The organism is Enterococcus sp. HMSC078F03 (assembly GCF_001811595.1).
Lineage (GTDB): Bacteria > Bacillota > Bacilli > Lactobacillales > Enterococcaceae > Enterococcus > Enterococcus faecalis.
On the sequence record NZ_KV805602.1, the window covers coordinates 21,517 to 40,669 of the forward strand.

Genomic DNA, 19,153 nt, shown 5'->3' on the forward strand with positions numbered 1-19,153 from the left:
GAAGGGGGAGAGTTAAGGAGTTATGTTAAAGCGTTTTTTTGGGTATTATCGACCTTATCGTCGATTATTTATTTTGGATTTTGGGTGTGCCGTTTTTGCGGGGCTGTTAGAGTTGGCTTTTCCAGTAGCAGTCAACCAAGTAATTGATAAGATTATGCCAAAAGGAGATTTTCGCCTCATTGCATTAGCTAGTGCGGGCTTATTTGCATTTTATATAATCAATACGTTTTTACAATTTATTGTGGTTTATTTTGGTCATATGTTAGGCGTGAATATTGAAACAGATATGCGTGAAGAATTATATCAGCATCTTCAAACACAACCGTTTGAGTATTATGATAATCAAAAAACAGGGAAATTAATGAGCCGTTTGACCACTGATCTTTTTGAAATTTCGGAAGTGGCGCATCATGGTCCAGAAGACGTCTTTATTACGATTATGACGTTAGCAGGTTCTTTTTTATTAATGTTAACCATTCACGTGAAATTAGCCATCGCTACGTTTATTTTATTGCCATTTATCACGATTGCGCTAGGCTATTTTAATAAAAAAATGACAAAAGCGAATACGGATATTTACGATAATTTAGGTGAATTTAATGCTGGGATTGAAGCGTCAGTAAGTGGGATACGTGTCACGCAATCTTTTGCAAATGAACCATTTGAACGAAAACAGTTTAATTATTTAAATCAAATGTATCGAAAATCGAAATTATATTTTTATAAGGTGATGGGTGTCAGTTCCGCCTATAATTACTTATTAATTCGTCTGATAAATTTATTTTCATTAATTTTTGGTGCGTATTATACAATTAAAGGAGAAATTACAGAAGGTCAGTTTGTAGGATTTATTTTATTAGCCAATATTTTTATTCGGCCGATTGAAAAAGTCAATAATATGATTGAAAGTTATCCCAAAGGATTTGCTGGTTTTAAACGTTTTACGGAAGAAATGGACAAACAACCGGCCATCAAAGATTTGCCAGGAGCTGTTGCTGTTTCGCATTTAGAAGGAATGATTGCCTATAAAGATGTTTCATTTGCTTATGAAGATGGCACAAAAGTTTTAGACCATATCAATTTAAAAATTCAACCTGGTGAAACCGTTGCTTTCGTTGGACAAAGTGGTTCAGGAAAAACGACCTTGTGTAATCTGTTGCCTCGTTTTTATGAAGTCAGTAGTGGTGAAATTACGATTGATGGTAGAAATATCCAGCAAATGACCTTGGCTTCATTACGTAAGCAAATTGGAATTGTTCAACAAGATGTGTTTTTATTCCCTGGAACATTACGAGAAAATATTGCTTATGGGAATTTAAATGCTACAGAAATAGACATTCAGCAAGCGGTGAAATTAGCACATTTAGAACATGTAATTCAGCTAATGCCAGATGGCTTGGACACAATTATTGGCGAACGTGGCGTGAAATTATCGGGCGGTCAAAAGCAACGAGTGGCAATTGCGCGAATGTTCTTGAAGAACCCGCCGATTTTAATTCTAGATGAAGCGACTTCTGCATTAGATACAGAAACAGAGCAAGTGATTCAAGAGTCATTAAACTCGTTAGCTGACGGGCGAACAACATTAATTATTGCCCACAGACTGGCAACGATTAAACATGCTGATCGAATAATCGTGGTTAGTGACCAAGGAATTTTAGAAGATGGAACACATGAAACTTTGTACGCGCAAAGAGGACACTATCGTCGCTTGTACGATGCTCAATTTAGAACATAAAAAAAACCGCGAATAAAAATTCGCGGTTTTTTTTTTTGTTTAGTTAGCGCCGAACTTTTCTTCCCAAACCAACAGCATTTTTCATTCGTTGAAGTGTTTTGTTGGCTACCTGGCGAGCGTTTTCTGCGCCCTCATCTAAAATCATATCTAATTCTTCTGAAGCTAGAAGCTCTTGGTAGCGCACTTGAATAGGTTCTAATAAGGCAACCACTGCTTCTGCTAAATCTGCTTTGAAGTCTCCATAGCCTTTGCCTTCGTAAGCTTGAACAAGCTCCTCAACAGTTTGACCTGTCGCAGCAGAATAAATATTTAGTAAGTTAGTAATGCCAGGTTTTTCTTCTTTATTATATTCAATTACACCAGTTGAATCAGTTACAGCAGAGCGTATTTTTTTGCGAATCACTGCTGGCTCATCAAGCATTGAAATAAAGCCCTTCACATTTGTATCAGACTTACTCATCTTTTTCGTTGGTTCTTGTAAGCTCATAATTCGACTACCTTGCTCAGCGATTTTTACTTCAGGCATCGTTAAAATTTCTTGATTTTTTTGGGCGTAACGTTTGTTGAAGCGTTCCACAAAATCACGTGTTAATTCTAAATGTTGTTTTTGATCATCTCCGACTGGCACTAAGTCAGCGTTGTACAACACGATATCACCAACCATTAATGGAGGGTATGTTAAAAGACCAGCGCTTACGCCAGCACGACCATTTTTTTGAGATTTATCTTTAAATTGTGTCATTCGCTCTAACTCACCAATAGAAGTATTGCACTGAATGATCCAACCAGCTTCTGCATGGGCACTCACTTCAGACTGTATGAAAATTGTTGCTTTTTGTGGGTCTAAACCAACCGCTAGGTAAAGAGCTGCTAAGCTACGAATTTGCTGGCGTAGCTTTTGCGGTTCTTGGGGAACGGTAATGGCATGTTCATCTACAATACAAAAATAACAATTGTATTCATTTTGTAATTCGATAAATTGTTTCATTGCACCAATGTAATTTCCGATTGTCGGAGTACCACTGGGCTGAATACCAGAAAAAATTGTTTTCATTAAATAACCACCTGACTTTAGACTTAAGATAGTGAATAGTTCTATTATACATTTTATTAGAAAAAAATACATGGGAACTTCTTGAAAAATCACCAAGAGAAGTAAATTATAACAGCAACCATAAAAATAGAAAACTGTATTACTTTTTTACAGAATCATAACGAATATCCATAAAATTTCATAAAAATTAACCCTAATTTTACACGGATGTAATGAAGGAAAAATAAACAAAGTTAATAAAAAATGTTTAAAAACCCCTAGTATTTTTATTAGAAATTAGGTATACTGGTTTTAAATAGAGGAACAGTACAGTTCCCTGTTTCAGAAACGCGATGATTCGCGAAAAGGAGTGATGCACAATGTTGACACTTTATACTTCCCCGAGTTGCACGTCATGTCGTAAGGCTAGAGCCTGGTTGCAAGAGCACGAAATTCCTTTTAAAGAAAGAAATATTTTTTCTGAACCTTTAAATATTGAGGAATTAAAAGCAATTTTAATCATGACAGAAGATGGAACAGAAGAGATTATCTCTACTCGCTCTAAAGTTTTCCAAAAATTAAATATGGATTTGGACGAGCTTCCACTTCAAGATTTATTAGAGTTGGTTCAAGAAAACCCTGGATTGTTGCGTCGGCCAATTATGATTGATGAGAAAAGATTACAAGTCGGTTTTAACGAAGATGAAATTCGTCGATTCTTACCAAGAGATGTTCGACAACTGGAATTGCGCCAAGCACAATTAATGGCAGGTTTATAAAAAATATAAAATTTTGTTCTTTATTTGTTAATTGTAATAAAGAACGATTCATATGAATTTAGGGCCAGGGATTTTTATCTCTGGCTTTTTAATACATATTTAGAACTTGTATTCATTTGATTTGGCAGAACGTGGTCAAGGAAAAATAGTATCTTTTTTGGAGAGACTGCGTTAAGATGAAGAGGTAGAAGGAGCGAAAAACTAATCGTTAAAAAAGTTCAAAGTTTATAAAACGTTCGCTAGTTTTCGAGGATTTACAGACTTTCCACTTTACTTTTGTGTAGTTTTCGCTACAATGAACGTAAGAAGTTTCCTGATTGAAGCAAAGAGAGGTGTAGCGCTATGGAAATGGAACATATTAATGAAAATACGATTCGTGTGTTAATTGGCAACGAAGACCTGGCGGATAGAGGGATTACTTTTCTTGACTTACTAGGAAACCACAAAGATGTTGAAAATTTCTTTTATAGTATTTTAGAAGAAGTTGATGTCGAAGATGAATTCCAAGGTAGTGAAGCAGTCACTTTCCAAGTCTTGCCTAAAAATGATGGCTTAGAACTGTTTATTAGTAAAAATGTCGCTATGGACGACTTGTCTTCCTTAGAAGGTCTGAGCGAAGTCAATGCAGATGTTAGCGAATTAATTCGCAAACAAATTGAAGCAGACAAAGCAGCCGCCGATGAACTTGATGAGATGGAAGCCACAGATGAAACAAACAGAAATGTAATCTTTGAATTAGATAATTTTGAAGCGATGATCCAATTATCCAAAGAAGTCTTCATGCAATCTGTTTTGACTAACTTATACACGTACAACGATCGTTATTACTTACAAGTTTTGTTCTTAACCGATGAATTAGAAAAAACAAATGTTGACAATGAAATTGCACAGATTTTAGAATTTGCTCATAAAACAACTGTCACTCAGGATACTTTAGTCGAATATGGCACTTGTATTATGGAACGCAGTGCGCTGGAATTAACACGTTATTACTTTAATGATTAAGCAAAAAAGCAAAAACTTTCGAGTTTTTGCTTTTTTTTTTGATGAAAATTAAGAAACTTTGCGTAGTTTATTTATGAGAGGTGAAAATCATGTTAACAGCTTTAACGGCAGACAACCAAGAATTATTTTCTTTAATCGATTGCTCGATTGATGAATTAGCACAGATACGAAGCGAACAAGCTTTTGTGTGTCCAATGTGTCATCAATCGGTCATTTTGAAGGCAGGCCCCATTAAAATACCCCATTTTGCTCATCGTAAAAAGAATAGTTGTTGGTACGAAGCAGAAGCTGAAACAGAAGAACACCTCCGCTTGAAGCAGCTTTTTGCGGAAAAGTGTTTACGCGAAAAGCTGTCCTTTCAAGTTGAGGCATACTTACCCACCTTGAAGCAACGCCCAGATTTACTCATTGGGAAGATAGCCATTGAAATTCAATGTAGTCCATTGCCAATTAAACGTTTGGTGGAACGGACGGAGACTTATCAAACTCATGGCTATCAAGTTGTTTGGATTTTAGGTGAACGATTAGTGCCTAAAGACAAGCTCACGCAATTAACGAAACAATTTCTTTACTTTTCGGAGTCCTTGGGGTTTTATTTATGGACGGCCAATAAGAAACAAGAACGAATAGAGTTACTTTGTCATATTGAAGAGAGTCAATGTCAACAATTTTATAGAAGAAAACAATCATGGGATTTTTACGAAAAAAAATTACTAGAAATCATCCAACTACCGACTGCTAATTTAAATTTACTGCCAGGTAGACAGCATACTGGTCAATTGATGCATGATTATTATCAAAAATTGACTCAACAACTTGGTTACAGAAATGCTCAGTTGCTTAGAACACAAAGCTTTTTATACACGAAAGGTTGTCACCTTCTCCAGTTACCTCCTTGGTTTTACTATCCTGGATTGAAGCTATTACCTTCTTCTGAAGAAGATATTCATTTAAAAATGCTTGTTTGGGAAGCACTAAAAACCAAAGAAGGGCGTTTAGTGACCAAACAGGAACTATGGCGTATCTTGGAAGCTAGTTTTTTGGAAGAAGGGAACTTTATTTGGCAACCACTGCCGAATATTGGCTTAAAAAAGCTTTTTAAAATCGTGGGGAATAGCTTATTGAGCTGGTTACAAGAATGTTATGTGTTAATTAAAGTAAACAATAAGTACCTAATAACTAGTATTTTCCTAAGAGAAGATCCTGAAAAGCTCGTTCATTGGCTAAAAAAAGTGAAAAAACAACATTTTTTTAGTCACACGTGTTAAATTATGATAGTATAATGAGTAAAACGTTTCTTAAAGGAGAGTAAACTATGAGCGAAATTAAACAATTACCAACACGTGATGAAGTTCCAACTCCATTGACTTGGGATTTAACCAAAATTTTTAAAGATGATGCTGCTTTTGATGTTGCGTATAATCAGTTGACAGAGGAGCTAAATCAAGCAGAGTCATTTAAAGGTACCTTAGGGAATGGCGCAGAAGCTTTTCTAGCTGCGTTAGAATACGTTTTAGATGTCTATCGAAAAGTGGAAACATTATATGTCTATTCTCATTTAAAAAATGATCAAGACACTACAAATACAGCTTACCAAGCTTTATATGCCAGAGCTAGTTCTTTATATGCACAAGTTAGTGAAGCTGTTTCTTGGTTTGACCCAGAGGTTTTAACATTAAGTGATGAACAAATTTGGGGATATTTTGAAGAGCAGCCGAAATTAGCTGTTTATCGTCACTATATTCAAAATATTTTAGATGAACGTCCCCATGTTTTATCGATGGAACAAGAAGCTTTACTGGCGGGGGCTAGTGAAATTTTTGGTGCCTCAAGTAATACATTTTCAATTTTAAATAATGCAGATTTAGAATTTCCAACTGTGCAAAATGCTGAAGGCGAAACGATTCAACTTTCTCATGGCGTTTATGGTCAATTAATGGAGAGTGTCGATCCATCTGTTCGTGAAGCAGCATTTAAAGGGTTGTACAAAGTGTACAAACAATTTAGAAATACATTAGCCTCAACTTTAGGTGCACATGTTAAAACGCATAATTATAAAGCAAAAATTAGAAATTATGATTCTGCTCGGGCAGCCTCTTTAGCAAGTAATCATATCCCTGAAAGTGTTCACGAAACATTAGTAGCTGTAGTAAATAAACATTTACCTTTGCTACATCGTTATGTAAAATTAAGAAAAAAATTATTAAACGTAGAAGAATTACACATGTACGACTTGTATGCGCCTTTGCTAGGTGAAGCACCAATTCGTTACAGCTATGAAGAAGCAAAAGAAAAAGCAATTGAGGCTTTAAAACCACTAGGTGAAGACTATTTATCTATTGTTAAAGAAGCTTTTTCAAGTCGTTGGATTGATGTGATTGAAAATCAAGGAAAACGAAGCGGCGCATATTCTTCAGGAGCTTATGATACAGCCCCATACATTTTAATGAATTGGCATGATAGTTTGGATCAACTATTTACATTAGTCCATGAGATGGGCCATAGTGTTCATAGTTACTATACAAGAAATAATCAGCCGTATGTTTATGGCGACTATTCAATTTTCTTAGCTGAGATTGCTTCAACCACAAATGAAAATATTTTAACAGAATATTTATTACAAACAGAAACAGATCCTAAAGTACGTGCGTATGTCTTAAATCACTATTTAGACGGCTTTAAGGGAACCATTTTCCGTCAAACGCAATTTGCGGAATTTGAACATTTTATTCACACGGAAGATGCTAAAGGCACGCCATTAACGAGTGAATATTTGAGTGAGTATTATGGCGAGCTCAATGCTAAATATTATGGACCAGAAGTAGTTAGAGACGAAGAAATCAGTTACGAATGGGCGAGAATTCCCCATTTTTATTACAATTACTATGTTTATCAATATGCAACTGGCTTCTCAGCCGCTTCGGCATTGTCTAAACATATTTTAGCTGAAGAAGAGGGAGCTTTAGAGAACTATCTTAACTACTTGAAAGCAGGAAGTAGTGACTTCCCAATTGAAGTGATGAAAAAAGCGGGCGTGGATATGACGCAAGCCGCGTATATCGAAGATGCAATGAAAGTTTTTGAAGAACGTTTAACGGAATTAGAAGCTTTGGTTGAAAAATTATAGACAAAAAAGTGGGCTATAAGTCGAAATGACTTATAGCCCACTTTTTAACTCTTAAGATAATCAGTTAACCGCTTTTCTCGCAGCATCTTTTTTATAATAAATGTAAATGTCCATTTGGAAAATGATAATTGGAGCGACGTTTAAATTCAAAGGTTGCGTCACCTTGGTCCAGCAACGGTTCGTTATGTGGATGGACACGACAAAGTTGTTTAATTTCATCCATGTTTTCAAAATTTTCGACTAAAATGCCGAAATCGTTCTCGCAAGTATAGTTGTAAACGACTGCGGTAGGATGTTGTTTAATCCCCATTTCTCGAGCAACTTTTTGGTCGGTTTGGAAAGATTCTTTGACAAAATCTGATTGTCGGTCTTTACGATACATATCAATATCCCCGCCGGCCGCTAGAAGTAGTTCTTCTGATAACTCAGGAGAGTAAGCTAGACCGTCTTCAGCTACTGCTTTTTGTAGGCCAATCAACAATTGTCGGCCTTTTTTTCGGCCTTGTAACTGTGCTGCTTTATAGTCAAGAGCGGCTGAGTATAAATCTTCAAAAATTCGATTCCGTCGTTTAATGTCATTAATCGGAATATGTTGACGACTCAAAAATTCATTGATCGTTTTCATGTTTAATAAAGGAATAAAGCGCAATTGTATTTTCTTCTTGTCGTTAACAGACAATTGTATAATTTCTTTTTCAATTTCTAAACAGACGCCGCCTAAAGGATTGACGAACAAATAAATTTCAACCATTCATACTTCCTCCAATGCCATGCTTTTTCAAATACAGGTGCCAGAACGTCAGTGCTTCGAATACTAAGGGGCAGTGGTCCGCATCATGCGTTGAATCTTGTTAGGTGCAAGCGTAATGGGAATGTTCAAATCAGCCATTAATGTTTGAAACGCTTGCTTGCCGCTTTCAGCTTCAGTAACTTCTAACTCTAATTCAAAATCGTGCTGTTGGTTATACCAACTTTCGTCTAACGCAAGTAGTCCTTGAGGAATTTGTTTTTCTGCACGTGCTGTTTTTAATGAACCAATTAAATGGATCGAGGCGATTTCAATACCTAATTCTTGTAATTTCTTCGCCACAGCCCCCTCAGTAGGGAGTTGATTCCTTTTGATAAAGTGGTTCGCCGTCTCAAGCGATAAAGGGTCATTGATTTCTAATAATCCTTCTGGCGCAGGAACTTTTAAGGTTAACTCACCACGATCTGCTAATACGCGAATTCTTAAGCCCATTCGTTGTGCTTTTAATTGAAAATCGTCCGTATCAAAATAATGATTTGTTTGCGTAAAAAAGTCCGTTTTTTGAATAGCAAAATGGTCGATTAATCGTTTGAAATCTTGCGGACTAACTAATGTTTTAAATTCAATTTCTAAGTGCTCACTCATGGGGTTCTCTCTCTTTCTTAAATCACTCCAATTTTCACATATTATATAGGTTTCCGTCAAGAAAAGTGGTCTTCTCTGTGAAAATTTTTTCTAATGAAAGGCGTTTGGAAATCAAATAGCGAATAACACCCTATTTTAGGGAGGACTGTGGTAAAATAATCAGTGAATGAAATTCAAGGAAATTGAGGGATCTACCATGGAACGAGAGTGGGAGCTGTTTTTAGCGCCATATGAACAGGCGGTCAGCGAATTAAAAGTAAAACTACGAGGTATTCGTAAACAATTTCGGGAGCAAGATAAACACATACCAATTGAATTCGTTACAGGACGTGTGAAACCAGTAGATAGTATTTTGACCAAGACGGCTATTCGGCATATTCCTTTAAATCGGATTGAAGAAGAAATGCAAGACATTGCTGGTTTGCGGATTATGTGCCAATTTGTGGAAGACATTTACCAGGTAGTCGCACTTTTAAGAAATCGTAAAGACTTAAAAATTGTGGAAGAACGGGACTACATTGAAAATAAAAAAGAAAGTGGCTATCGTTCGTACCATGTGGTGGTGGAATACCCTGTGCAATTAGTCACCGGGGAAAAGATTATTTTGGCCGAAATCCAAATTCGGACACTCTCCATGAATTTTTGGGCAACGATTGAACATTCTTTGAATTATAAATATCAAGGTGTCTTTCCTGAAGAAATGAAAGAACGCCTTCAGCGAGCGGCAGAGGCAGCCTATTTATTAGATGAAGAAATGTCATCTATTCGTGAAGAAATTCAAGAAGCACAACATTACTTCTCTCATGGCCGTGGATTGCTAGAAAACGAATACTATAAGCAAATTAAAAACGAAACACCAGAAAATCAGTAAAGGAGTCTGCTTATGAAAGTGGCGATTGTTCATAACTCGGAAGAAAAATCGAAACAAGTCACAAAACAACTGACAACACTATTAGAGCAAAACCAAATTCAAATAGACAATCGTCAACCTGAAATTGTGATTTCAGTCGGCGGAGATGGTACGCTTCTTTCCGCTTTTCATCGATTTAATCATCTGTTAAACGAAGTAAGTTTCTTAGGTGTACATACCGGACACTTGGGTTTCTATACAGATTGGCGTGATTATGAATTAAAAGAACTAGTTGAGAGTTTGTGTATTCATCGTGAAAAAAGTACGAGTTATCCATTATTAGATGTGCGGATTCGGTTTAGAGATGGGAAACCAGATAAACATTTTTTAGCATTAAATGAATCGACAATTAAACGAGGAAACCGGACGATGGTGGGCGATGTGTTTATTAAAGACGAACTGTTTGAACGATTTCGTGGTGACGGGTTGTCGATTTCGACCCCAACCGGCTCTACTGCGTATAATAAAAGTATTGGTGGAGCTGTTTTGCATCCTAGCATTAATGCGTTTCAGTTAACCGAAATCGCCTCCTTAAACAATCGTGTCTTTCGAACATTGGGTTCACCGATTGTAATCGCACATACGGAGTGGCTGGAGATTAAATTACAGGAAAGCGATGATTATTTTGTCACGGTGGACCAATTAGATATTTATCAAGAAAATATCGCTTCTGTCTGCTATCGAATTGCAGACGAACGGATTCATTTTGCCTCTTATCGGCACATGCATTTCTGGCATCGAGTGAAAGATGCCTTTATTGGTGAGGATTAATTAAACGATGGAATTTCAATGGACATATGACAAAGAAACAACACAACAAGTGAAATATTTTTTAAAGGAACAAGGCGTTTCAAAAGGGTTATTAGCTAAGGTGAAATTTCAAGGTGGTAAAATCCAAGTGAATGGGACCGTTCAAAATGCCATCTATCCTTTACAAACTGGCGATGTCGTTAAAATGACGATTCCAGATGAAGCGGAACATGAGACATTATTAACAGATGATGAACCGATTGAAATTGTGTTTGAAGATGATCATTTTTTAGTAGTTAATAAGCCCGCTGGCATTGCTTCGATACCTGCTCAGTATCATCCTTCAGGAACGATGGCGAATCGTGTTAAGGGCTATTACAAGCGTCAAAATTACGTGAATCAAGTTATTCATGTCGTGACTCGTTTAGATCGAGATACTTCTGGGCTGATGTTATTTGCGAAACACGGCTTTGCTCATGCTTTAATTGATCAAGAATTACGAGAAAAAAAGGTGACAAAAATTTATTATGCTCTTGTTGGTGGAGCGATTGAGCAGTTAAACGAGCATCAATTGATTGAAAAGCCAATTGGGCGCGACTTGTCCTCTTTATTAAAACGTCAAGTTATCGAAACGGGTCAATTTGCTAGTACAGAATATTGGCTCGCAAAAAGAGGAGCCCAAGCAGCAGCTGTGCGCATTCAGCTTCATACAGGACGAACACACCAAATTCGGGTACATTTTGAAGCAATTGGCTGTTCATTGTTAGGGGATGAGATGTATCATGGAAAGATGGATCAAGGAATTGAGCGGCAAGCGTTGCATTGCATGGAACTGATTTTTACTCATCCTTTTACCAAAGAAACGGTTCATCTGATTTCCCCACTAGCGGAGGATATGAAAAGTGTAGATGATACGTTATAATAATAAAGAGGCAGGAGGGGAAAGTGTAAGATGAATGAAGGCCAAGAAATGGAAGAGCAATTTGCCCTTCTTTTAGAAACGCTAAAAAATCAACAAATGAACGAATTTCGTGAGCTATTTTTAGCGTTACACATTTATGAACAAGGACAATTTTACCAATCGTTAGATGAAAAAGACCGACAACATTTATACAATTACCTATCTCCGAAAGAATTAGCGGATATGTTTGATGTTATCGAAGAAGATAATGAGAATATGAAAGATTATTTAGCTGAAATGCGCCCAAGTTATGCAGCAGATATGTTAGCTGAGATGTATACCGATAATGCGGTGGATTTACTAAATATGTTAGATAAAAGTCAAAAGGCGAAATATCTTAGTTTGTTAAGTAGTGAAGAAGCAGGCGAAATTAAAGAGTTACTTCATTACGAAGATGAAACTGCTGGGGCGATTATGACCACCGAATTTGTTTCGATTGTGGCGAATCAAACAGTGCGTTCTGCGATGTACGTCTTAAAGAATCAAGCGGACATGGCAGAAACAATCTATTACGTTTACGTAGTCGACCAAGAAAATCATTTAGTCGGCGTTATTTCGTTGCGGGATTTAATTGTTAATGATGATGATACCTTGATTGCTGATATTTTGAATGAACGGGTTATTTCAGTTCATGTTGGCGATGACCAAGAAGATGTCGCGCAAACAATTCGTGACTATGACTTCTTGGCTGTGCCAGTTACAGATTATGATGATCATTTGTTGGGGATTGTAACAGTTGATGATATTATTGATGTTATTGATGATGAGGCCGCTAGCGATTACTCTGGTTTAGCCGGGGTCGACGTTGAGGAAGTTAGTGAGAACCCTTTAAAAGCCGCTTCTAAACGATTACCTTGGTTAATTACGCTGCTGTTTTTAGGGATGTCTACGGCCTCGTTAATCAGTAATTATGAGTCTTTAGTTAGCGAAGCGAGTATTTTAGCCGTTTTTATTTCTTTAATTACCGGAACAGCCGGCAATGCCGGGACACAATCATTGGCGGTCGCGGTACGCCGTTTGGCTATGAAAGATGAAAAGGATAGTAATTTTGGTCGCTTAATCTTAAGTGAAGTGCTCACGGGACTAGTGACGGGGGCTGTGACAGGTTTAACCATTATGATTGTGGTTGGCGTGTGGCAACATAATCTTCCGCTTGGATTTGTGATTGGGATGGCAATGCTCTGTGCAATTACTGTGGCGAATTTAGCAGGGAGTTTAATCCCAATGTTAATGGATAAATTAGGGTTTGATCCCGCAGTTGCCAGTGGTCCGTTTATTACTACCTTAAGTGATTTAACCAGTGTATTAATTTATTTCAATATTGCCAGCATGTTTATGCGTTATTTTGTTTAAAAAATTGCACTTATTTATCATGAGACTGAGGTAAAAGGATTCGTTGGTTTGCTTGAAATCAAAAAAGTGAGATAGCCGTTGCTACGACGGCTACCTCACTTTTTTAGATACAAGAAATTAAACAATTTTTGTGCCATGGACTTCTGTGACTTTTAAAGTGTCCATCACAGTTTGAACGTTTTCTGTGGAAATACCGCCACCTGGTAAAATAAGAATCCGTTGATCTGCGTAGGCAATTAATTCTTTTAAATGATCAAAGTTGTCTTCGATAGGGGTACCAGCTGGCCCACCATGAGTTAAAATACGCGTCACACCACGCTCAGCTAACCAGTCGATCGCCTTAAATTGGTTTTCTTTCGACAAGGCATCAAAAGCCATATGGAAAGTGATTTGCAAGCCTTCAGCTGTTTCAATGAATAAGTCCAAAGCTTCTTCATCTAACCAACCGTCCTCAGTTAAACAGCCAATAACAATGCCGTCGGTTCCTAATTTCTTTGCTTCGATTAAATCGGTATGCATAATTTTTAATTCAATATCATTATAGACAAAATTGCCGCCACGAGGACGAATGATTGTCATCACTGGTACAGAATGTTCGCCAGCGTATGCTAAGACTTCTTCAATAACACCAGTACTTGGCGTCGTTCCACCTACGGCTAAGTTATCGCATAATTCGATGCGATTCGCACCTTTTTGAATGGCTTGGGGAATCTTAGTGAAATTTTCGGCACAGAATTCTTTAATCATTTCTTATCGCTCCTTGCTTTTTCTTCACAGGCATTGTACCATAATTCTGCTTACTACCATAGCCCTGAAAAAAAGAGTGCAACTTTTTATAAGAGAAAATGTTCATTTGATGAACGTAAGGAGTTTTAAATGTTAAAGAAAATTGAACGAGCACAACAATTATTGAAAAAAGAAGCAGCCGTATTTCGCTGTCCAACTTGTCATGAACCAATGCATGTAGAAGGGGTTGGTCTGATTTGTCAACAGAGGCATCAATTTGATTTATCCAAGAAAGGCACGCTATACTTTCTAAATCATGGCGTTCAGACAGAATATAATAAAAAAATGTTTACTTCTCGAGGAAAAATGATTCAAAGTGGCATGTACGCACCTGTTTTAAACAAAATTATGCACTATCTTCCTCGAAATAAAACAGTAGTCGATGTTGGTTGTGGTGAAGGGAGTTTTCTAGCTGAGTTAAGTCAAGCAGGCTTATCTGGACTGAAAATCGGGTTTGATTTATCAAAGGAAGGAATCTATTTAGCAAGTAATCAACCAATTGATGCGTTTTGGTGTGTGGCGGATTTAACGAATTTGCCATTTGCGAATGAAGGGCTTGATACGATTTTGAATATTTTTTCTCCTTCACATTATCAAGAATTTCGGCGAGTACTAAAAGCTGACGGGACTGTGATTAAAATTATTCCTGAAGAGAATTATTTAAAGGAATTACGAGCGGCTTTTTATCCCAATGACGAAAAGAAACAAAGTTATTCCAATCAAAAAGTAGTCCAACGTTTTGCCGAGGAATTAGCAGTAGAAGTAGATGAACGAATAACTTATTGCTTTGACATTCCGGAGGAAAGACGGTTGGATTTATTAGAAATGTCGCCATTAGAGTGGCAAGTTTCTCAAGAAGTTAAAGCCGAGCTACAACAGCGACCATTGGAAAAAATCACGATTGACGTCCGCTTGTTAGTAGGTCGTAAAAGATAGACTTTTTTGTGAAGAAAATCCTAAAAAAGTCTTGCAATAAAGTGACATTGGTGTTATATTACTTACAAGTTGTTTTTTCATTGGTTTTTATCAGGGTCCTGTTCTGATAAAAGTTAGTGAAGAGACCTTCACTAACGTAACGACTCGCCGTGCTAGACACCGAGACGGTACGTTTTTTTTATTGGTTAGAATAGCTGCCGCCTGACATCATCGCGTCATGCGGTTTTTTTTTGAAAATAAGTATTGTGGGCGCTATTTATTTTGAATTTATGCTAAAATGAACACGATTGATATTTGAGGAGCTGAAGATAGTTGACGAACCATATTGTTTTATTTGAACCACAAATTCCAGCAAATACTGGAAATATTGCACGGACATGTGCAGCGACGAATACACCGTTGCATTTAATTGAACCTTTAGGATTTTCAACAGATGATAAACACTTAAAACGTGCCGGATTAGATTATTGGAATGATGTAAATATTACGTATCATAAAGATTTGGCTGCCTTTTTAGCCCATGTGGCAGGCAAACACTTGCATTTAGTAACCAAATTTGCTCACCAAACATACAGTGAGGTCAATTATAATGATGGCGAGGACCATTATTTCCTTTTTGGAAAAGAAACAACGGGCTTACCAGAAACGTTTATGCGAGAAAACGAAGAAAAGTGTATCCGAATTCCTATGAATGATGAACATGTGCGCTCACTGAATCTTTCTAACACTGCCGCACTAATTGTTTATGAAGCCTTACGTCAGCAAAATTTTCCGAACTTAGAACTGACGCATCATTATGAAAATGATAAATTGGATTAAAAAAAGTTAAGACAGTAACGCTTTTTTTCAAAAATGTCAGAAGAAAGTGGTTTTATTTATACTGTTGCCCAATTTTCAAGCCTAGAACAAAAAACAATTTAGATTTTTGTTCTAGGCTTATTTTGCTTGGATTACTAGAAACTTCCATGGATATTTTCGCAGGGAAGTGATAAACTAGAAAGACATATGAAGAGATAAAGAAGTTTGGAGAAGTTACATGAAATTATATTTTACACGACATGGAAAAACTGAATGGAATCAACAGAAACGATTTCAAGGAATGACAGGAGATTCGCCGTTATTATCAACTAGTTATGACGAAATTAAACAATTAGGCCAATATTTACAAGATATTCCGTTTGAAAAAATTTATTCTAGTCCGCTATTACGTGCCAAAAATACTGCGCGAGGAATTCAACAAGAATTGACTCATCCAGTTGAAATTGTTTATACAGATACCTTAAAAGAATTAGGTTTAGGTCGTCTAGAAGGACAATATATTGAAGAAATGCGTAATTTTTATGGAGAAGAATTAGATCATTTACGGCATCGTTTAGATTTGTATGATCCAACAATTTTTGATGGTGAACCAATCGAGCAAGCGATTCAACGGATTTCAGAAACAGTTGCTGAAGCGGCGAAGCAGCACGAAGGTCCAGTTCTATTTGTCGGACACGGAGCAGCCTTGACAGCGGCAATCCAAGCGATGACTGGTAAACCATTATCAGAATTACGGACAATGGGCGGGCTGTTAAACAATAGCCTTTCAATCCTTGAAACCAAAGAGGCATCAAGGAACATGCCGTACGACTTAACATTATGGAATGATACGTCTTTTTTAGCTAAAGAAAAATCACAATAAGCGCACAACAGAAAGGAGGGCTTGTAGTGGTAACACTTTTTGGTGAGGACGAAGAAAAAGCCTTTATTGTTGGAACTGTACAAGCAATCTTTTTTGAAAATCCCAGTAATTTTTATAAAGTCGTTCTTGTAAATGTGACCGATACAAATACAGATTATTTAGAAAAAGAAATTGTAGTAACTGGAAGTTTTGGCCAAGTTCAAGAAGAGGAACCCTATCGTTTCTTTGGTCATTTTGTGGACCATCCTCGTTATGGCAGACAGTTTCAGGTGGATAGTTATCAGCAAGAAAGACCGACTTCGGCTAGTGGGGTGGTTAACTATTTATCAAGTGACAAATTTCCTGGCATTGGTAAACGAACAGCTGAAAAAATTGTTGAAGTATTAGGGGAAAGTGCGATTGACCGAATTATTGATGACCCGAGTGTTTTGGAAGAAGTTACTGTTTTAAATGAAAAAAAACGTCAAGTAATCGTCGAAACAATTCGCTTGAATCACGGGATGGAGCAAGTGATTGTGGGACTAAATCGATACGGCTTCGGTAGTCAGTTAGCTTTTTCAATTTATCAAACGTATCAAGAAGAAACCCTTTCTGTGATTCAAGAAAATCCCTATCAGTTAGTTGAAGATATTGAGGGAGTCGGATTTAAACGAGCGGACAATATTGCTGAACAAATCGGCATTCAGGCGGATTCTGCTGTTCGAATTCGAGCGGCGATTTTACATGAAGTGTTTGAACACTCCATTCGCTCAGGCAATACGTATGTTCAAGCAGATGTTTTGTTAGAAGAAGCGATTCGGACCTTGGAAGCAAGTCGCCCAGTGGAAATCTCACCTGATCAAGTGGCCAATGAAATCATTACGTTAGTCGAACATGGAAAAATCCAACAAGAAGAGACTAAACTTTTTGAGAACAGTCTCTATTTTTCTGAATGGGGCATTGGTACTTCGATTCAGCGTTTACTTTCTCGTAAAAAAGAAATTCATTACGAGGAAGAAGAAGTCCAAAAAAATATCCGAATGATTGAGAAACGTTTAAATATTCAGTATGGCGACTCGCAACAAGCAGCGATTGAAGAAGCGATTAAATCGCCGTTATTTATTTTAACTGGAGGGCCCGGAACAGGGAAAACAACTGTTATTAATGGGATTGTCTCGTTGTTTGCGGAGCTAAATGGTCTTTCATTAGATCTCAAAGACTACACGCAGGAGATGTTTCCAATCTTGCTAGCGGCGCCAACTGGGCGAGCAGCGAAACGTATGAACGAAACGACAGGTTTACCTGCAAGTACCATCCATCGTTTGTTAGGCTTGACAGGTCGTGAAAAAAATCCGAGTTTAACCGCCAAAGAATTAGAAGGCGGTTTGCTAATTGTAGATGAAATGTCAATGGTGGATACTTGGTTAGCCAATACGTTATTAAAAGCTATTCCGACAAATATGCAAGTGATTTTTGTTGGTGATAAGGACCAGCTACCGTCTGTCGGTCCAGGTCAAGTCTTACATGACTTATTGCAAATTAACGAAATTCCCAAATGTGAGCTAAACGAAATTTATCGTCAAGGAGACGGTTCAAGTATTATTCCTCTTGCCCATGAAATTAAAGAAGGAAAGTTGCCTGCTGATTTTCAAAAAAATCAAAAGGATCGCTCGTTCTTTGCAAGTGATATTGGTCATATCGAAGAATACATTCGACAAATCGTCACAAAGGCAAAAGCAAAAGGGTTTACGCCACAAGATATCCAAGTTTTAGCGCCAATGTATCGTGGCGCAGCCGGCATTGATGCCTTGAATAAGATGATGCAAGAAATCTTCAATCCAAATGATGGTAAGAAAAAAGAAGTCAAATGGAATGACACCGTCTATCGGATTGGGGACAAAGTTTTGCAACTAGTCAATACGCCAGAATTAAATGTGTTCAATGGAGATATGGGAGAAATCGTCGGAATTACTTTAGCCAAAGACTCAGAGGACAAAGTGGACGAGTTGGTTTTACAGTTTGATAATAATGAAGTAACGTATAAAAGAAATGAATGGAATAAAATTACGTTATCCTATTGTTGTTCGATTCATAAAGCGCAAGGTAGTGAATTCCGCATGGTGTTACTGCCAATGGTTCATCAGTATAGCCGAATGCTGCAACGAAATTTGCTGTATACAGCAGTGACACGTAGTAAAGAATTATTAATTCTATTAGGTGAGGTTTCTGCTTTTGAAACATGTGTCAAAAACGAATCGGCTAGTCGCATGACGATGCTAAAAGAACGAATCGTGAACGCAGAACAAATGACCTTAACGACTAGAACCCAGTTAGAAGCCTATGAAGAAGGTTTAACGGCAGACCATCCATTTACTGAAACGGAAACAAAAGCTGTCTATTATGAAACTGAACAGCAATCAACGAAAGCCAATCAGATAAAAGAAACAGACGAGCAATTAGTTGACACAACGGTACAAGAAGTTTCACTATTTGCTGATGAAGGGGAAGAGTCAACCCCAGAAACAGCAAATAAAGCGACAAAAGTTGTCGAAGAACCATTACCAAAAGAACCACGACTAACAGTCGAAATTATTCAAACAAATGCTGTTGATCCAATGATTGGAATGAAGGATACGACGCCTTATCAATTTATGTGAGAAAAGGAAAGAGTGCCATAAGTCGTTTTGACTTATGGCACTCTTTTTCAACCTTAAGGGACTCA

General features: G+C 37.3%; 17 protein-coding genes. 13 read left to right on the plus strand and 4 right to left on the minus strand.

All coding sequences use genetic code 11. The features are described 5' to 3' along the window. The first annotated feature begins 22 nt into the window (after positions 1-22). Positions 23-1,738, plus strand: coding sequence for an ABC transporter ATP-binding protein (locus tag HMPREF2810_RS12660; RefSeq protein ID WP_002416861.1), 1,716 nt, complete (start codon positions 23-25; stop codon positions 1,736-1,738). A gap of 43 nt (positions 1,739-1,781) precedes the next feature. On the opposite strand, the gene trpS is transcribed toward HMPREF2810_RS12660, so the two are convergent. Next, positions 1,782-2,792, minus strand: a complete 1,011-nt coding sequence (gene trpS, locus HMPREF2810_RS12665) for a tryptophan--tRNA ligase (protein ID WP_002359559.1) — start codon at positions 2,790-2,792, stop codon at positions 1,782-1,784. Between the two features lie 359 nt (positions 2,793-3,151). Between trpS and spxA the strand changes: the two genes are divergently transcribed. The 4 genes from spxA (at position 3,152) to pepF (ending at position 7,682) form a co-directional block, all read left to right on the plus strand. Next, on the plus strand, positions 3,152-3,550 hold the full coding sequence (spxA, locus tag HMPREF2810_RS12670; protein ID WP_002356477.1) for a transcriptional regulator SpxA: 399 nt from the start codon (positions 3,152-3,154) through the stop codon (positions 3,548-3,550). Between the two features lie 342 nt (positions 3,551-3,892). Continuing rightward, positions 3,893-4,555, plus strand: a complete 663-nt coding sequence (locus HMPREF2810_RS12675) for an adaptor protein MecA (RefSeq protein ID WP_002356478.1) — start codon at positions 3,893-3,895, stop codon at positions 4,553-4,555. 89 nt (positions 4,556-4,644) lie between these two features. Beyond that, positions 4,645-5,823 (plus strand): competence protein CoiA, encoded by a 1,179-nt coding sequence (locus tag HMPREF2810_RS12680; protein WP_002382552.1) that lies wholly within the window; start codon positions 4,645-4,647, stop codon positions 5,821-5,823. A 47-nt stretch (positions 5,824-5,870) separates the two neighbouring features. Continuing rightward, the gene (gene pepF, locus HMPREF2810_RS12685) at positions 5,871-7,682 is read left to right on the plus strand and encodes an oligoendopeptidase F (protein WP_002382553.1); all 1,812 of its coding nucleotides are present in this window, start codon (positions 5,871-5,873) and stop codon (positions 7,680-7,682) included. A gap of 91 nt (positions 7,683-7,773) precedes the next feature. Here pepF and HMPREF2810_RS12690 read toward each other — a convergent pair whose 3' ends face one another. After that, positions 7,774-8,433, minus strand: coding sequence for a ClpXP adapter SpxH family protein (locus tag HMPREF2810_RS12690; RefSeq protein ID WP_002356482.1), 660 nt, complete (start codon positions 8,431-8,433; stop codon positions 7,774-7,776). 63 nt (positions 8,434-8,496) lie between these two features. After that, positions 8,497-9,075 carry a CYTH domain-containing protein gene (locus HMPREF2810_RS12695; RefSeq protein WP_002382554.1) on the minus strand — a complete coding sequence of 193 codons (579 nt, stop codon included), beginning with the start codon at positions 9,073-9,075 and terminating at the stop codon, positions 8,497-8,499. 196 nt (positions 9,076-9,271) lie between these two features. Here HMPREF2810_RS12695 and HMPREF2810_RS12700 point away from each other — a divergent pair, with 196 nt between their 5' ends. From HMPREF2810_RS12700 to mgtE, 4 genes are read left to right on the plus strand one after another with little or no spacing between them, the layout of a single operon-like run. Beyond that, positions 9,272-9,946: a GTP diphosphokinase gene (locus HMPREF2810_RS12700; protein WP_002356484.1), complete on the plus strand. Its 675-nt coding sequence runs from the start codon at positions 9,272-9,274 to the stop codon at positions 9,944-9,946. Positions 9,947-9,958: 12 nt separating this feature from the next. Then, positions 9,959-10,756 (plus strand): NAD kinase, encoded by a 798-nt coding sequence (locus HMPREF2810_RS12705; protein WP_002382555.1) that lies wholly within the window; start codon positions 9,959-9,961, stop codon positions 10,754-10,756. 7 nt (positions 10,757-10,763) lie between these two features. Further along, positions 10,764-11,657, plus strand: coding sequence for an RluA family pseudouridine synthase (locus HMPREF2810_RS12710; protein ID WP_002362281.1), 894 nt, complete (start codon positions 10,764-10,766; stop codon positions 11,655-11,657). Positions 11,658-11,687: 30 nt separating this feature from the next. Then, positions 11,688-13,049 (plus strand): magnesium transporter, encoded by a 1,362-nt coding sequence (gene mgtE, locus HMPREF2810_RS12715; protein ID WP_002362548.1) that lies wholly within the window; start codon positions 11,688-11,690, stop codon positions 13,047-13,049. Positions 13,050-13,166: 117 nt separating this feature from the next. Here mgtE and cutC read toward each other — a convergent pair whose 3' ends face one another. Further along, positions 13,167-13,796 (minus strand): copper homeostasis protein CutC, encoded by a 630-nt coding sequence (gene cutC, locus HMPREF2810_RS12720; protein WP_002359565.1) that lies wholly within the window; start codon positions 13,794-13,796, stop codon positions 13,167-13,169. A gap of 129 nt (positions 13,797-13,925) precedes the next feature. Between cutC and HMPREF2810_RS12725 the strand changes: the two genes are divergently transcribed. From HMPREF2810_RS12725 to HMPREF2810_RS12740, 4 genes are all read left to right on the plus strand, one after another. Continuing rightward, complete coding sequence (locus HMPREF2810_RS12725; protein ID WP_002382556.1) at positions 13,926-14,771, plus strand: methyltransferase domain-containing protein; 846 nt, start codon at positions 13,926-13,928, stop codon at positions 14,769-14,771. A 312-nt stretch (positions 14,772-15,083) separates the two neighbouring features. Continuing rightward, positions 15,084-15,590, plus strand: coding sequence for a tRNA (uridine(34)/cytosine(34)/5-carboxymethylaminomethyluridine(34)-2'-O)-methyltransferase TrmL (gene trmL / locus HMPREF2810_RS12730; RefSeq protein ID WP_002356493.1), 507 nt, complete (start codon positions 15,084-15,086; stop codon positions 15,588-15,590). Between the two features lie 217 nt (positions 15,591-15,807). Beyond that, on the plus strand, positions 15,808-16,452 hold the full coding sequence (locus HMPREF2810_RS12735) for a histidine phosphatase family protein (protein ID WP_002416027.1): 645 nt from the start codon (positions 15,808-15,810) through the stop codon (positions 16,450-16,452). Between the two features lie 26 nt (positions 16,453-16,478). Continuing rightward, positions 16,479-19,088, plus strand: coding sequence for an SF1B family DNA helicase RecD2 (locus HMPREF2810_RS12740; RefSeq protein WP_002382560.1), 2,610 nt, complete (start codon positions 16,479-16,481; stop codon positions 19,086-19,088). Positions 19,089-19,153 lie beyond the last annotated feature (65 nt).

Bases quoted from the DNA above. Each gene is read 5' to 3' on its own strand.
- HMPREF2810_RS12660 (WP_002416861.1), top strand. From the start codon at position 23: ATGTTAAAGCGTTTTTTTGGGTATTATCGACCTTATCGTCGATTATTT.
- trpS (WP_002359559.1), bottom strand. From the start codon at position 2,792: ATGAAAACAATTTTTTCTGGTATTCAGCCCAGTGGTACTCCGACAATC.
- spxA (WP_002356477.1), top strand. From the start codon at position 3,152: ATGTTGACACTTTATACTTCCCCGAGTTGCACGTCATGTCGTAAGGCT.
- HMPREF2810_RS12675 (WP_002356478.1), top strand. From the start codon at position 3,893: ATGGAAATGGAACATATTAATGAAAATACGATTCGTGTGTTAATTGGC.
- HMPREF2810_RS12680 (WP_002382552.1), top strand. From the start codon at position 4,645: ATGTTAACAGCTTTAACGGCAGACAACCAAGAATTATTTTCTTTAATC.
- pepF (WP_002382553.1), top strand. From the start codon at position 5,871: ATGAGCGAAATTAAACAATTACCAACACGTGATGAAGTTCCAACTCCA.
- HMPREF2810_RS12690 (WP_002356482.1), bottom strand. From the start codon at position 8,433: ATGGTTGAAATTTATTTGTTCGTCAATCCTTTAGGCGGCGTCTGTTTA.
- HMPREF2810_RS12695 (WP_002382554.1), bottom strand. From the start codon at position 9,075: ATGAGTGAGCACTTAGAAATTGAATTTAAAACATTAGTTAGTCCGCAA.
- HMPREF2810_RS12700 (WP_002356484.1), top strand. From the start codon at position 9,272: ATGGAACGAGAGTGGGAGCTGTTTTTAGCGCCATATGAACAGGCGGTC.
- HMPREF2810_RS12705 (WP_002382555.1), top strand. From the start codon at position 9,959: ATGAAAGTGGCGATTGTTCATAACTCGGAAGAAAAATCGAAACAAGTC.
- HMPREF2810_RS12710 (WP_002362281.1), top strand. From the start codon at position 10,764: ATGGAATTTCAATGGACATATGACAAAGAAACAACACAACAAGTGAAA.
- mgtE (WP_002362548.1), top strand. From the start codon at position 11,688: ATGAATGAAGGCCAAGAAATGGAAGAGCAATTTGCCCTTCTTTTAGAA.
- cutC (WP_002359565.1), bottom strand. From the start codon at position 13,796: ATGATTAAAGAATTCTGTGCCGAAAATTTCACTAAGATTCCCCAAGCC.
- HMPREF2810_RS12725 (WP_002382556.1), top strand. From the start codon at position 13,926: ATGTTAAAGAAAATTGAACGAGCACAACAATTATTGAAAAAAGAAGCA.
- HMPREF2810_RS12735 (WP_002416027.1), top strand. From the start codon at position 15,808: ATGAAATTATATTTTACACGACATGGAAAAACTGAATGGAATCAACAG.